This window comes from Campylobacter concisus, from assembly GCF_015229955.1.
In the GTDB taxonomy this organism is placed as follows: domain Bacteria; phylum Campylobacterota; class Campylobacteria; order Campylobacterales; family Campylobacteraceae; genus Campylobacter_A; species Campylobacter_A concisus_AT.
In genome coordinates this window covers 19,789-32,115 of the sequence record NZ_JAAKYZ010000003.1, presented here as the reverse complement: position 1 = coordinate 32,115, position 12,327 = coordinate 19,789, and the positions used below count along the sequence as shown (strand labels likewise).

17 protein-coding genes are annotated in these 12,327 nt (G+C 34.1%); 1 reads left to right on the top strand and 16 read right to left on the bottom strand.

What is annotated here, in order from left to right:
• Positions 1 to 2: 2 nt before the first annotated feature.
• The 7 genes from hisC to G6W45_RS05765 form a co-directional block, all read right to left on the bottom strand.
• Complete coding sequence (gene hisC, locus G6W45_RS05795) at positions 3 to 1,100, bottom strand: histidinol-phosphate transaminase (protein WP_194167822.1); 1,098 nt, start codon at positions 1,098 to 1,100, stop codon at positions 3 to 5.
• A complete protein-coding gene (pheA, locus tag G6W45_RS05790; RefSeq protein WP_084042224.1) occupies positions 1,100 to 2,179 on the bottom strand; it encodes a prephenate dehydratase in 1,080 nt (359 codons plus the stop codon). Before pheA ends, hisC begins: the two co-directional genes overlap by 1 nt.
• The gene (gene lysA, locus G6W45_RS05785) at positions 2,163 to 3,386 is read right to left on the bottom strand and encodes a diaminopimelate decarboxylase (protein ID WP_194167821.1); all 1,224 of its coding nucleotides are present in this window, start codon (positions 3,384 to 3,386) and stop codon (positions 2,163 to 2,165) included. Before lysA ends, pheA begins: the two co-directional genes overlap by 17 nt.
• A 55-nt stretch (positions 3,387 to 3,441) precedes the next feature.
• A complete protein-coding gene (locus G6W45_RS05780; protein ID WP_194167820.1) occupies positions 3,442 to 4,506 on the bottom strand; it encodes an LptF/LptG family permease in 1,065 nt (354 codons plus the stop codon).
• Positions 4,503 to 5,051, bottom strand: a complete 549-nt coding sequence (pth, locus tag G6W45_RS05775) for an aminoacyl-tRNA hydrolase (protein WP_194167819.1) — start codon at positions 5,049 to 5,051, stop codon at positions 4,503 to 4,505. Before pth ends, G6W45_RS05780 begins: the two co-directional genes overlap by 4 nt.
• An 11-nt stretch (positions 5,052 to 5,062) precedes the next feature.
• Positions 5,063 to 5,599, bottom strand: coding sequence for a 50S ribosomal protein L25/general stress protein Ctc (locus G6W45_RS05770; protein WP_021091684.1), 537 nt, complete (start codon positions 5,597 to 5,599; stop codon positions 5,063 to 5,065).
• A gap of 118 nt (positions 5,600 to 5,717) precedes the next feature.
• The gene (locus G6W45_RS05765; protein ID WP_194167818.1) at positions 5,718 to 6,710 is read right to left on the bottom strand and encodes a transaldolase; all 993 of its coding nucleotides are present in this window, start codon (positions 6,708 to 6,710) and stop codon (positions 5,718 to 5,720) included.
• Between the two features lie 125 nt (positions 6,711 to 6,835).
• Between G6W45_RS05765 and G6W45_RS05760 the strand changes: the two genes are divergently transcribed.
• A complete protein-coding gene (locus G6W45_RS05760) occupies positions 6,836 to 7,600 on the top strand; it encodes a replication initiation protein (protein WP_234402919.1) in 765 nt (254 codons plus the stop codon).
• A gap of 33 nt (positions 7,601 to 7,633) precedes the next feature.
• On the opposite strand, the gene G6W45_RS05755 is transcribed toward G6W45_RS05760, so the two are convergent.
• The 9 genes from G6W45_RS05755 to ssb all read right to left on the bottom strand — a co-directional run bounded on the left by G6W45_RS05755 (position 7,634) and on the right by ssb (position 12,321).
• Positions 7,634 to 7,795 carry a hypothetical protein gene (locus G6W45_RS05755; RefSeq protein ID WP_194167817.1) on the bottom strand — a complete coding sequence of 54 codons (162 nt, stop codon included), beginning with the start codon at positions 7,793 to 7,795 and terminating at the stop codon, positions 7,634 to 7,636.
• 17 nt (positions 7,796 to 7,812) lie between these two features.
• Positions 7,813 to 8,379, bottom strand: a complete 567-nt coding sequence (locus G6W45_RS05750; RefSeq protein WP_194167816.1) for a hypothetical protein — start codon at positions 8,377 to 8,379, stop codon at positions 7,813 to 7,815.
• A gap of 175 nt (positions 8,380 to 8,554) precedes the next feature.
• The gene (locus G6W45_RS05745; protein ID WP_021092013.1) at positions 8,555 to 8,914 is read right to left on the bottom strand and encodes a hypothetical protein; all 360 of its coding nucleotides are present in this window, start codon (positions 8,912 to 8,914) and stop codon (positions 8,555 to 8,557) included.
• Complete coding sequence (locus tag G6W45_RS05740) at positions 8,911 to 9,327, bottom strand: hypothetical protein (protein ID WP_194167815.1); 417 nt, start codon at positions 9,325 to 9,327, stop codon at positions 8,911 to 8,913. The genes G6W45_RS05745 and G6W45_RS05740 overlap by 4 nt, the downstream gene beginning before the upstream one ends.
• Before the next feature lie 65 nt (positions 9,328 to 9,392).
• On the bottom strand, positions 9,393 to 9,614 hold the full coding sequence (locus G6W45_RS05735) for a hypothetical protein (RefSeq protein ID WP_103620035.1): 222 nt from the start codon (positions 9,612 to 9,614) through the stop codon (positions 9,393 to 9,395).
• Positions 9,615 to 9,844: 230 nt separating this feature from the next.
• Positions 9,845 to 10,489 carry an AAA family ATPase gene (locus G6W45_RS05730; RefSeq protein ID WP_021092016.1) on the bottom strand — a complete coding sequence of 215 codons (645 nt, stop codon included), beginning with the start codon at positions 10,487 to 10,489 and terminating at the stop codon, positions 9,845 to 9,847.
• 161 nt (positions 10,490 to 10,650) lie between these two features.
• Positions 10,651 to 10,905 carry a hypothetical protein gene (locus tag G6W45_RS05725; protein ID WP_242039078.1) on the bottom strand — a complete coding sequence of 85 codons (255 nt, stop codon included), beginning with the start codon at positions 10,903 to 10,905 and terminating at the stop codon, positions 10,651 to 10,653.
• Positions 10,906 to 10,913: 8 nt separating this feature from the next.
• Entirely contained in the window at positions 10,914 to 11,912 is a 999-nt protein-coding gene (locus G6W45_RS05720; RefSeq protein ID WP_194167814.1) for an adenine-specific methyltransferase EcoRI family protein, read from the bottom strand.
• Positions 11,913 to 11,919: 7 nt separating this feature from the next.
• Complete coding sequence (gene ssb / locus G6W45_RS05715; RefSeq protein WP_194167813.1) at positions 11,920 to 12,321, bottom strand: single-stranded DNA-binding protein; 402 nt, start codon at positions 12,319 to 12,321, stop codon at positions 11,920 to 11,922.
• Positions 12,322 to 12,327 lie beyond the last annotated feature (6 nt).

Here is a 12,327-nt window from a genome sequence, read left to right as displayed (position 1 = left end):
CCCTACTTTAAAATTTGCTTTAATTCTTCAAAAACCCTATCATTTTGCCATGCCTGACCGATGGTGATTCTCACCGCATTTAAGGCATAGCTTTTTAGATCTCGCAAAATTATACCCTTTTTTAGCATCTTTTCGCATATCTGGCTTGATTTTGGCTCGTTAAATTTAAAAGTTATGAAATTTGTATAGCTTGGGATAAATTCTATACCATTTTGCTTTGCAAATTCTTCATATCTCCTCATTTGCTCGAAGTTATTTTGCATGGTTTGCTGCACAAACTCATCATCTCCAAGTGCTACTATCGCAGCTCTTAAGCTTGGAGTTGTGATGTTAAACGGAGCTCTTAGTTTTGAGAGAGCGCCTATGATCTCTTCATTTGCCACGCCGTATCCAACGCGCATGCCGCCAAGTGCGTAGGCTTTTGAGAAAGTGCCAAGATAGATGGCATTTTTAAATTTCACCACCTCGCTTGGCTTTATCTCTTTTTTGCTATCTTTAAATTTTGCAAATTCATTGTAGGCACAATCAAGCACAACAAGCGTATTTTCATCAACGCTTTTTATAAATTTAAAGACCTCATCTGCGTCCAAACACTCACCTAATGGGTTATTTGGCAAGCAAAGAAAGATGACAGAAATTTCATCTTTATGTGCATTATAAATTTCTAAAAACTCGCTCAAATTATGCTCTACGCTCTTTGTGCGATAAATTTTAGCTCCAGTTTGTTTTGCATAAATTTCATACATCGCAAATGTCACGCCAGCCATCAAAACGCCACTTTGCTTGTTTGCCTTTGCGTGAAGTGCGTATTCTATGATCTGGTCACTTCCAGAGCCAATGATTAAATTTTTACTAGTTACGCCAAATTTTTTAGCCAGTCCTTCTTTTAGCTCAAAGTAGCTATCGTCCGGATAGAGATGCGCTTTTTTAGCAACCTCTTTTAGAGCCTCTTCTACGCGTTTGCTCGTGCCAAAAGGGTTTTCATTGCTAGCTAGCTTTATCACATCTTTTGCCTCGATGCCAAACTCTCTAACTACAAGCTCAATCGGCTTTCCAGCCTCATAATTAACTAAATCATCTAAAAAATCATTAAACTTCATTACTCTTCTCCGTTTAAATAACTCCCCAACCAGCTTATCTCAGCACCACTCTCTTTTGCGAGTTCAAAGGCATTTTGCACCTTCTCATCGTCGATATGCCCTTCAAAATCAAGATAAAACATCGATTTAAACTCGCGTTGCTTAATAGGGCGTGACTCAAGTTTAGTGATATTGATATTTTCATTTTTAAAGATAGAAAGCAGATCAGCAAGGCGTCCTGGACTGTGATCAGTCTTTGCAAGGATCGAAGTTTTTGAGTTTTCAACTCTTGCATTTTTAAAATCGCTTAAAATCAAAAATCTCGTTCTATTTGCCATATTGTCTTCAATCGTCTCATAAACGATCGGCACATTGTAAATTTTAGCTGCGATTTTTGAGCAAATGGCGGCTGAGTTTCTATCCATTGATGCCATATATGCGGCTGCGGCAGTTGATTTTGCTGGGACAAATTCAATTTCATTCAGCATATGATCTTCTAGAAATTTACGGCATTGATTATATCCTTGCGGATGTGAATAAATTCGCTTTATCTCTTTTAAATTTTCATTTATGCTAACAAAGCTGTGATGGATATCCACATAAAGCTCAGCAACTATTTTTATATCGCTAAATTTACTCAAACAATCAAGCGTAGCGCCAACAGCGCCTTCGGTATTATTTTCAATAGGCACAACGCCGTATTTTGCCTCTTTTTGAGCTAGTTTTGTAAAAACCGCCTCGATGGTCGCAAGTGGCAAATATGAACTCATCGCACCAAATCTACTCTGGGCTGCCTGATGCGTGTAAGTGCCTTCAGGTCCTAGATAGACGATCTTTTGAGGCATTTCTAAATTTCTACTAACAGCAAAAATTTCAAGATAAATGGCCTCGATCGCAGCTTTATTTAAAGCTTTATCTTTGCTAAGACTAGTTAGTCGGTTTATGATAGCTCGCTCACGCTCAGGACGATATATAGGCGTTCCGCTAGTTTGTTTTAGCTTGCCGATTTGTTCAACTAAAATCATCCTTTCATTTAGTTTATTTAAGATGAGATCATCAATCGCATCGATCTCTTTTCTAAGCTCATTTAGCTCTTGCATCAGCGCTCTCCAAAAATTCTCTCTCAAGTGCCACGACATCTTCAAAGCTCTCACGTCTTCTTATGAGTCTATCTTTGCCATCAAGCACGCAAACTTCAGCAGCTCTGTTTCTTGTGTTGTAGTTTGAGCTCATGCTAAAACCATAAGCTCCAGCACCTTTTACCACGATAATATCTCCACTCTCACACTCTGGCAACTCTATATCTTTTGCCAAAAAGTCGCCACTTTCACAAACTGGACCGACCACGTCACAAGTGCCTAAATTTTTATCCTTGCCACAAACAAAAATTTCATGATGAGCACCATAAAGACTTGGCCTAATAAGATCATTCATCGCACCATCAGTGATGACAAATCTCTTTTTGCCGTTAAATTTCTCATATAAAACGCTTGCGACAAAGTAGCCAGCATTACCTACGATAAAGCGCCCTGGCTCGCAAACGATAGTTACGTCTTGACCCTTTAGTGCGCCCAAAATTCCTTGTGCATAGTCATATAAATTTATCTCTTTTTCATCGTTATAAATGATGCCAAGTCCGCCGCCAACATCGAAAAATTTGATATCTATCTCAAGTGCTCTTAGCTCTCTTAAAAGCTCGCTAACGATATTTGCAGCATCGATTATCGGGCTAAGTGATGTTAGCTGAGAGCCGATATGAAAATGTATACCAGTTGGTTCAAGAGAGTCTGAAGCTTTAGCGTGGATGTACATTCTTTTGGCTGTTTCAGCATCAACGCCAAATTTATTTTCATTTAGTCCTGTCGAGATATATGGGTGAGTTTTTGCATCGACACCTGGATTTACCCTGATGCTGATCCTTGCCTTTAAGTTTAGCCCTTTTGCGATCTTTTCAAGTCTTAAAAGTTCAGCAAAACTCTCGACATTTATTAGTAAAATTTCTTTTTTTAAAGCCTCTTTTAGCTCATCATCGCTCTTGCCAACACCACTAAAAATGATCTGATATCTCTTAGCTCCCGCCAGTAGTGCTCTTTTAACCTCGCCGATACTCACGCAGTCAAACCCGGCTCCAAGGTCGGCTAGAAATTTCAAAACACTTAAATTTGAGTTTGCTTTCACCGCATAACAAATGAGAGATTTTCTAGCAAAAAATGCATTCTTTAGTGCTTCATAGCGATTTTTTATATGGTTAAAATCATAAATATAAAGTGGGGTTTTGTATCTACTTGCAAGCTCTTTAAAATCCATAAAATAGCCTTTATTAAAATGGCTTGATTTTACAAAAAGCTTGCCAAAATTTGGCTTAACGATGCGATTTTATGAGATAAATGGCGTATGCAAAAAGTAAAATGACTGGCAAAACTATACCAATCTCTGGCAAGATTACAGAAGTTTGTGCAAATTTTGCAAGAATAAAGAGCAGTCCCCAAACGACAAGAGTTATCACAACAAAGATAAAAGTCGAAAGTGCAAGATTAAAAAATCTACCAGTTACAGGCAAATGATAGTAAAAAATGAGCAACAAAAATGGTGCAAAAAATGGTGCGATAGCAAGGTTGTAAAAAGCTGTTTTTGCGCTATCAAGGCCGATGCCTTCATTCTTAAATGTCTTTATAAAATTTATCGCATCTGGGATATTAAATTTTGAGTTTTCAACGCTAACAGCGCTTTCAATACTCTTTGGCTTAAAGCCCTTTAGTGCATCTAAGTTCTCGCTTTGTATTTTATTAAAACCAGCTTCACCAAGCTCTAAAATTTGCGGCAAAATAGTTTGATTAACATCTTTTAAAATCCACTCATTGTCTTTAAAATTAGCATGATTTGCAAATGTAGTTGAGAGTAAATTTGTGCCATTTATCTCAAAAATTCTAACATCATTTGCTATTTGATTAACAGAATTTAGCTCCTTTATGTAGATAAATTTGCCTTCAAATTTTAAAAACGAATCATTTGTGTTTTTCGAAAAAGCCGTATTTTTAGCGATACTTTTTTGATAGTCGTGCGCATAGGCAAATGGAGTAAAATTTAAGCCAACATAAAAAATAGTTACAAAAAGTGCAATAAAAAATGGTGGAAAAATTAAGCTATTTTTACTAATGCCAAGCGCATAAAAACTGATTAGCTCGTTTGATCTGACCATATTTACATGTAAAATAATGAGTGCAAAAATAAGCGAAAGTGGCAAAACGTAGCCAATAGCGCTAAGCGATGTAAGCCCAACATAAAGGAGCTGAAGGTTTGCAGATGGTGGCAGATCTTTTAAATTTGTAAGTAGATCGATACCAACATAAAATAGTTCAAGCGCTAAAAATACGATAAGAAAAGATTTTATATAGACCCAGCCAACGTATCTGGCGTATAATTTCATTTGATAAGACCTTTTTTTATCGTAAATTTTTGCGAGATTTCATTGATGTCACTCTTTAGTAGCTCGCAAACTGCATTTTTTGTGTAGGCCAAAATTTCATCTAAAGCCTTTTTCTCCTCATCACTAAACTCTCCAAGAACAAAATTTTTAGCATCACCAAGGTGTCCAATGCCAACACGCACCCTTTCGTAGTCGTTGCCTATTAGTCCATCGATCGATTTTATACCGTTATGCCCGCCGCTACTACCGCCTTTTTTAAATTTAACTGCACCAAAACTAAGATCAAGGTCATCGTGTATTACAATTATTCTATCTGGTTTATAAAAATCTTTGACCGCTTTTACACTTTGTCCCGAGAGGTTCATAAAGGTTGTTGGTTTTAGCAAGATAATGTCATTGAATTTAAAAACTTCGCCTTGAAATTTAGCTGAGCTAACATCTTTGTAATTTGAGTCTTTTAGGAGATCTATAAGCATAAAGCCTATATTATGTCTAGTTTTTTCATATTTGGAGCCAGGATTTCCCAGCCCCGCTATTAGTGTCACAAAAGCCCTTTTTATTTAGCTTTAATAACTCCAAGTACCGCAACACGGTCAGCGTCTACAATAGTAACGCCTTTAGGAGCTGTGATATCACGAACCAAAATAGTATCGTCGATGTCAAGTTTGCTTACATCAACGTCAAATGAATTTGGTAAATTTTCAGCTGTACATTTTACGCAAAGACGTCTTTTTGATTGGATCAAAACGCCCTTATTTTTAAGACCAATAGGTGTTCCAACTGGCTTAACTGGGATCATATATTTTGATAAAACGCCTGGAAGTGCTACTTTTAGATCTACGTGTTTAAGATCGCTTGTAACAACATCTCTTTGGTAATCAACAATAACGACATTATAAACTTTTCCGCCTACTTTTACATCAAAAGCAAGGCTCTCTTTTTTGCGTGCTTCTTTAATAAAGTCATTTACTTTAAAAGCAGCTGCAACATTCTCTAATCCCTTGCCATAAATGTTGGCGATTAGATAACCATCTCTTCTCAAAGCCTTTGCAGACTTCTTACCGATACTCTCTCTAACGATTCCTTCTAACATCGTTTTCCTTTCATAAAAAAATAGGTGCTGATTTTATCCAATGCTTTATAAATTTCACATAAAGCTTGTTTAAAAATAATCACTTTTGCTGTTTATGTATTAGCTTGGGCTTCTTTGTCTAAAGTGATTTCATAATATCATCAAATGCTGATACAAACTGCTTTAAGCCATCGCTTAATAAATCTTTATAAACGACATTTATATCTATCTCATTATTTTTTATAATCTGGAAAAAGCTTGAGATATTTTCTTTACTAGGTACATTTTTTGCCTCTGCTCTTTCTTTTATAAATTCTTTTATCGTCTCTATTGGTGCTGTATTTATAGAATTTTTATACATTAACTCTCTAACGTAATAATCCTCTCTTAAACTACCGCCTTTTACGCCTGTGCTTGCAAAAAGTGTTCTTACATTTTCTAGTCCAAAATCTTCAATCAGGTGGTATATATTCGCAGCATTCATTATGCCAATTTGTCCCGTTGGCAAGCTCTTTGCAGCCATAACCTCATCAAGCTTTCTATCAAATCTACTTACAAAAACACTTATCACACCTTTTGGCATAGTAGTATCTATAAAGCGACTTGCATAAGCTTTACTGCCTTCTTTAAAAGCTTCAAGGCAGTTTTTAGCCTGATCTGGTGAGAATATAAGCGTAGCATTTACACTAATTCCTCTTGCCATAAGCGCGCTCATCGCTTCATAACCATCTTTTGTAGCTGGAATTTTTATCATAACATTTGGCATTGATATTAGATTATAAAGCCTGATACCTTCCTCTATCGTTGCGGCGGTATCGTCACTTAAATTTGGATCAACCTCAATGCTTACAAAGCCATCATCGCCGTTTGCATAATTCCTTAACATTTTACATGCGGCGATTTTTATATCTTGAGTAGCCAAAATTTCATAAAGATCTTTTGGGTGGCGTTTATTGCTAGTTTCTATGATTTTTTTATAAGCAGGTGAAGCAAATGCTGTTTTAAAAATAGCTGGGTTGCTTGTAGCGCCGTTTATAACATTATTTTCTAATAAAGAGTTAAAGTCGCTTTGTAAAAAATTTCTCTCTATAAAATCACACCAAAGAGAGAATTTAGCTTCGTTGTCATACATTAATTTCTACCTTATAAATTTTAAGCTGTAATAAATTGAACGTATTTTACTATCGAAATTCTAAAATTGAACTTTGAGGTAAAAAAATGTGTGAAATGTCTTTCTATTTTGAGAAAGGTAATTTCGTGCTAAAAACTACTAGAGTAGCTCGTATAGAAAGCAATGGAACGCTCGTTTTTCGCAACAAAATGAATTCGATATTATTTCCAGTAAATTTTACATCTAGGGATTATGATATCTTTTTTACTATTTGCTGGTATGCAAAGCAATTGGGCTATTCTGAGAATAAGGGTTTTATAGAAATGCCCTATTCTGCCTTTTACGATTTCTTCCCAAGTGGTTTAAATAAAACTAGATTTAATGAAGAAATGCAAAATTTTAGACTAAAAGTTTTAGGGCAAAATGGTGCGGCGATATATAGGAGTGTCGAGACTACTGGGGACGACGAGATCACGTCTGTTGGGGTTTTTTTTATTGATATTGATACATACAGAAATAAACAAATGCTAAGGTTTAGATTAAATAGTAGAGCTCTTGATATTCTGTTTGGTACTTTAAAATTTATGAGGATAAATTTACACGATTTTATTTCAATCCGAAGTAAATTTGCCAAGACCCTTTACCGACTCCTGCTTCAATATGAAAACATAAGATCCGATAAAGATGGTTGTAAGTGTGTTAATTTAAACAGGACTGATTTTGAAAATTTTATGAGCACTCCTGCAACTTATAATGCGTCAGATTTAGATCGCTTTGTAATTAAGCCATCAATCAAAGAGCTTGATAAAAATTACTTTAAAAAGCTTACTTTTGAAAAAAAATTAGCCGATGGCTCTAAGAAAAATATTATCGGTTACTCTTTTAGGTTTATGTTAAATGAGGATGCTTGATTTTGCTTAGAGCTACGATCACTCTTACTTATCCTAATAATCTAGCTCTAGCTTTTGAACGTCAAAATTTATTTGCTCCGCTTTAGGGGTATGTAAATTTTGCCTTTTACTATGCTCATCGTTATTTTTATTTTTAAACATTCTTACTAAAATTTTATGGATTTTTATAAGGTTGTTTTTAATTTTTTTAATCATTTTTGTTTCTTGGCTTATCAACCTCTTATTCTCATGGCTATGTACTCTTCCAGATCTAGGTCAAAGTTGTTCGCTTCCGCCTTAAATTGCATTAGTTCATCAAATGTGAAAATATCTTTTAGCTCGTATGTTGCTAGAATTTTAATGTCTGAATAGGTTAAAATACTTATTTCTAGGCTTTCTGCGATTTGTCTTATCTTTTCTTTTTTTGCTTCGCTTACAAATACTATATAGTTTTGCTGATGCTCTTTCTCTTTTGCGTCATTTGGCTGTGGGGCTTCTATCAATCCCATTTTAAATCTTACAAATTCGCTCATGCTCGTATTGTGCCATTTTGCTTGGTCATAGATCGTTACAAGCACTTCATCTTTTATATATGATATAGGTGTTGTTAATGCTAATTCTATAAATTTTGCTAGCGTATATGTTGGATATTTCTTGCGTATTTTTATGCCTAGTTCTTTAGAAAATTTAGTTCCAACCGATACCTTGCCTTTTTTTGTAGATTGCTCCTTTTGACTATCTGCTCCAGCTATAAATTCATCTAATTTGTCCGTAGAGTTGCTTGCTCTTTTAAAGTCCATTTTCTTCCCTTTTATTTTTTTAAAATTCTAATCTCTTAATCTTAATAAAAAATAAAATATTAAAAATTAAGATAGCATTATTTTTAATTTTTCATAAAACTAAAAATAATAAATTTCCTAAATTTATACCAAAAAAGCGATAAAAATTATAAATTTTTATATTCTCTTAAAGGCTTCATAATATTTGCTTCCTTATCTCGTCAAGCCTTAGCTTTTCTTGAAAATCGACCTTTATCGTATCGCGAAAATCTGCCAAAATAGCTATATATTTATCTTCTGTTATCGACATCTCTGTTTTGATTATGTCGTTAAATTTGCGTAAGTACTTTGTCCTGTTTTTATCGTCGATCAAAAAATTAAACTCTTCGTCATTAAGTAGCTTCTTTAAATTTTCTATAAGTTCTTTATTCGCCTTTTCTATTTGCTTGGAGCTATAAAATATACAAAATAAGCCTATCGGTATAAATATGGATATTATATACCAGCTGTGTTGATCAAGCCAGCCCAAAATTTCTTTTATCGTCTCTATCGTCATTTTATCTCCTGTCGGTCGCTATCTTTTTTACATTTTGGTTCACCGATCGGCGCATAGTCGCTACCTTTTCCAAGAGTTTTCAGGGTGCAGTTTTCAAGCTCAAACGTTACCCATTTATAGTTGCCTATTGACGAATCTATTCTCTCTATGATTTTGCCCTTATCTATTATTCTAGCAATAAGCCTGTCCCTGTCATAGCACTCAATAAACCACTTTTTGTATTCGTCTAGGTTATCGTACTTGTATAATGCACCGTCTTTATAATTTATAGTAAACTCATTATTACCCAAATCTTTTATATTAAGCTGATAAGATAACGCGTCTATCATATGGCATACTTGCTGTTTAGTTATAGATTCAGCGTGTAACCCCACGCAAACTGCTCCTATTAGTAGTAGTTTATTTATTTTCATTTTACTATCCTTTTAAAATATCTCTTCGCATATCTGCTTCTTGCTATATTTTAACAATCCGCTGACTACCTTCTTATTGTCCAATTTGGAACACTTAATTCGCCATCGCCATCTACTTTAATGATAGACTTAGGAATTACCTGAGAGTTTTCTTCGTAGTAATCATTTCTCCAACTAACGGTTACATTTGAGCCTTCTACCTTAGTGATTTTAACATAGAACTCTATACCATTTTTAGATTCTATGTAAGCTCCAACCTTGATTAGCTCATCTCTTGTTTTTTCCATTTTGTATCCTTTTCTTATTGAATTTAGTTTATTATAGTGAAAATTTGCTTAAAAAATAATAAAATAAGTAAAAATAAACTAATAAATAATTAAAAAATATATAAAATTTAAATAATATAAAAATATTTTTTCAGTAAAAATTATAAGTAAAATATAAAAAAGTGCTTTTCTTCTTTCCCCTTTTTAAATTTACACATCGCTTTTGGCGATGCTACTATTATCTTCATTTTTTAAAATATCTCACTGCATAAATTTTTGATTTCTTGCTCAGTTTTGTTGCCGTCGTTCATTTCAACTACACTTAGTCCCAGTTGGGTCGCAATTTTATATCGCTCTCTTTCAAATATAATTGTTTCTGCTAGTTTTATATAGTCTTCTTGAATTTCTTTTATAAAATTTTTGAGACTTTCTACTTTTTTAGCTAAAAATGGATTTGTGGACGCTCTATTGATTACAATATATGTTTGCAGATTAGTGTTTTGTTCCTTTGCCATCTTGATTATATTTACCATTTTATCAAGGACGCTGACGTCAAACTGGCTTGGTATTGTCGGAATTATAACAATATCGCTTAGTGCTATCGCTATTCTCATTTCTCGACTATCTCGTCCGCCTGTATCGATTACTATATCCCTTTTTGTTTTGTTGTCCTGCAGGAATACTTTTAGTTCTTCGCCGTATTTATATGCAAAGTCAAATGCTTTTGGGTGATTTTCTTCGTTTCGTATATTTAAAAATGTGGCTATTGACTTCTGTGGGTCTGTATCGACCAATAATAGTGGTTCGCCTTTTACAATACCTTGGTTTATCGCTATATTAGTAGCTAGGGTGCTTTTACCGCTTCCGCCTTTTTCATTACATATAGAAACAATCATTTTTATTCCTTTGCCTTAGATTTTTAAATGATTATATACTTTTAAACTTAATAAATAATAAAATATTAAATTATTAAATAGTATTTCAAATAAATATCTAAAAAATAAAAATTATGTTTTGAATATTTTTTCATAAATAAAACAATAGTATTTTATAAAAATTACTCTTTTCTTTCTGAAATAATAAAATTTATCTTAATAATAAAATATAGCATTACGTTAAAAATTATATAGCACATAATAGCGAGAGCTATAAAAAAGGCATCTGCATTAAGTAGGGTCTCTATTTTATTTGGTTTTTTTAGAAGATATAAAATAGCATTTATGCCGATCCCAAATAAATTTATAAATGAAAAAACCCACATAAACCGCTTTGCTGGGGTATTGAAAAGCTGTAGCTTGTTTTTCTTCTTCATTTGCTACCTTAAAATTGATTTAATATTTTTGCTCTAGGCTTTAATCCGCCTTTTCTTTGTATGATGATCCTTGTAAAAAGTTCTTGCCCTCTTAGAACCGCTGATTTTGTGTTGTTTTCTTTGTAGGTATGTTTAACTAGTTCAGGGTATTTGTCTTTAATTTCAAAGTCACAGCCTAAAATTTTAAATTGCGCTGGGTTGTGCCTTAAAAAAAATGTTAGTGGTATACCAATTATTCCGTCATAGTCAATTGGTATATCCTTGTAATTTTTGACTTCTATGATCTTATAATTATCGTACTCTGGGTATTTATTTTCATTGCCCTTATACTTTTGGGTTAACCTTATACCATTTTGGTGTTTTATGCTTTTTAAATTTGTAAACCATGATATGTTGCTAAAACGCTTCTTACTGCCGTCTGGTCGTGTGAAAATATTTACTTGATGATTGCCTAGCCAAATTTTACCCTTTTTGTATAGCTCAAATATCTTTTTGTACGTAATTGAGTAGGTTCCGCCAACTATTAAAAATTTCTTGTTTTGTTCTTCTACAATTTCTATTAGGTCACGAAAAAGGGAGAAAGGTGGATTTGTGACTATTATATCGCCACTTGCTATAATATGTCTTACTTCTTCGCTTCTAAAATCACCGTCTCCTTGCAACATCGTCTCATTTATTCCGCTCTCGCTGATCTCTATTTTCATCCCCTTTGATTTTGGGTCTTTAATATTGTACGTCGTTGTAATTAGCTTTTTTAGCTCTAGGGATTTAAAATTTAAGGCAAAGTATCTATAAAAGTTGCTTGTCTTGCCATCGTTGCAAGGGCATACTACCACTTTGCCTTTAAAATGTGTTCTGTAATCTTGTATTTCGGCTCTTATCTCATCGAAACTCGTATAAAACTCATCATCTACGTCATATTTTGCACTCATGAAGTAGATATTGGCTCTTTTATCTTTATCCGATAACCAGCTTTGATCTCTTTCGCTTTGGGTTAAATTTTGCATTTACTGCTTATTCCCCTTGCACATACTCGGTTTTTTCAGCTTGTTCTTCTCGCTCGTTCGGCGTTTCCTTATCGTTGTTTTCTTGCTTTTTGCCGTCAAGCATTACCATTTTATCAACGACAATGCTATGTTTGCTCCTATTTTGTCCATTATTGTCTGTCCATTGGTCGAATTTCAATCTACCATCTACGAAAACTTTTGACCCCTTTTTGAGATATTGATTTGCGATCTCTGCGGTCTTACCCATAAAAGTGATATCTATAAAGCAGATTTCTTCTTTTTTCTCATTGTTAATAGTGTACTTGTATGTTGATGCGATAGCCGTGTTGCCTATGGCTAGCCCTGATGGTGTGTATCTGAGCTCAACATCCCTTGTTAAATTTCCTATTACTGATACATATGTGTGCATGTTTTC

Bases quoted from the DNA above. Each gene is read 5' to 3' on its own strand.
- G6W45_RS05770 (WP_021091684.1), bottom strand. From the start codon at position 5,599: ATGTTAGAAGGAATCGTTAGAGAGAGTATCGGTAAGAAGTCTGCAAAG.
- G6W45_RS05765 (WP_194167818.1), bottom strand. From the start codon at position 6,710: ATGTATGACAACGAAGCTAAATTCTCTCTTTGGTGTGATTTTATAGAG.
- pheA (WP_084042224.1), bottom strand. From the start codon at position 2,179: ATGCAAGAGCTAAATGAGCTTAGAAAAGAGATCGATGCGATTGATGAT.
- G6W45_RS05720 (WP_194167814.1), bottom strand. From the start codon at position 11,912: ATGCAAAATTTAACCCAAAGCGAAAGAGATCAAAGCTGGTTATCGGAT.
- G6W45_RS05725 (WP_242039078.1), bottom strand. From the start codon at position 10,905: ATGAAGAAGAAAAACAAGCTACAGCTTTTCAATACCCCAGCAAAGCGG.
- lysA (WP_194167821.1), bottom strand. From the start codon at position 3,386: ATGGATTTTAAAGAGCTTGCAAGTAGATACAAAACCCCACTTTATATT.
- G6W45_RS05740 (WP_194167815.1), bottom strand. From the start codon at position 9,327: ATGAAAATAAATAAACTACTACTAATAGGAGCAGTTTGCGTGGGGTTA.
- G6W45_RS05735 (WP_103620035.1), bottom strand. From the start codon at position 9,614: ATGGAAAAAACAAGAGATGAGCTAATCAAGGTTGGAGCTTACATAGAA.
- G6W45_RS05750 (WP_194167816.1), bottom strand. From the start codon at position 8,379: ATGGACTTTAAAAGAGCAAGCAACTCTACGGACAAATTAGATGAATTT.
- G6W45_RS05780 (WP_194167820.1), bottom strand. From the start codon at position 4,506: ATGAAATTATACGCCAGATACGTTGGCTGGGTCTATATAAAATCTTTT.
- ssb (WP_194167813.1), bottom strand. From the start codon at position 12,321: ATGCACACATATGTATCAGTAATAGGAAATTTAACAAGGGATGTTGAG.
- G6W45_RS05730 (WP_021092016.1), bottom strand. From the start codon at position 10,489: ATGATTGTTTCTATATGTAATGAAAAAGGCGGAAGCGGTAAAAGCACC.
- hisC (WP_194167822.1), bottom strand. From the start codon at position 1,100: ATGAAGTTTAATGATTTTTTAGATGATTTAGTTAATTATGAGGCTGGA.
- G6W45_RS05745 (WP_021092013.1), bottom strand. From the start codon at position 8,914: ATGACGATAGAGACGATAAAAGAAATTTTGGGCTGGCTTGATCAACAC.
- G6W45_RS05755 (WP_194167817.1), bottom strand. From the start codon at position 7,795: ATGATTAAAAAAATTAAAAACAACCTTATAAAAATCCATAAAATTTTA.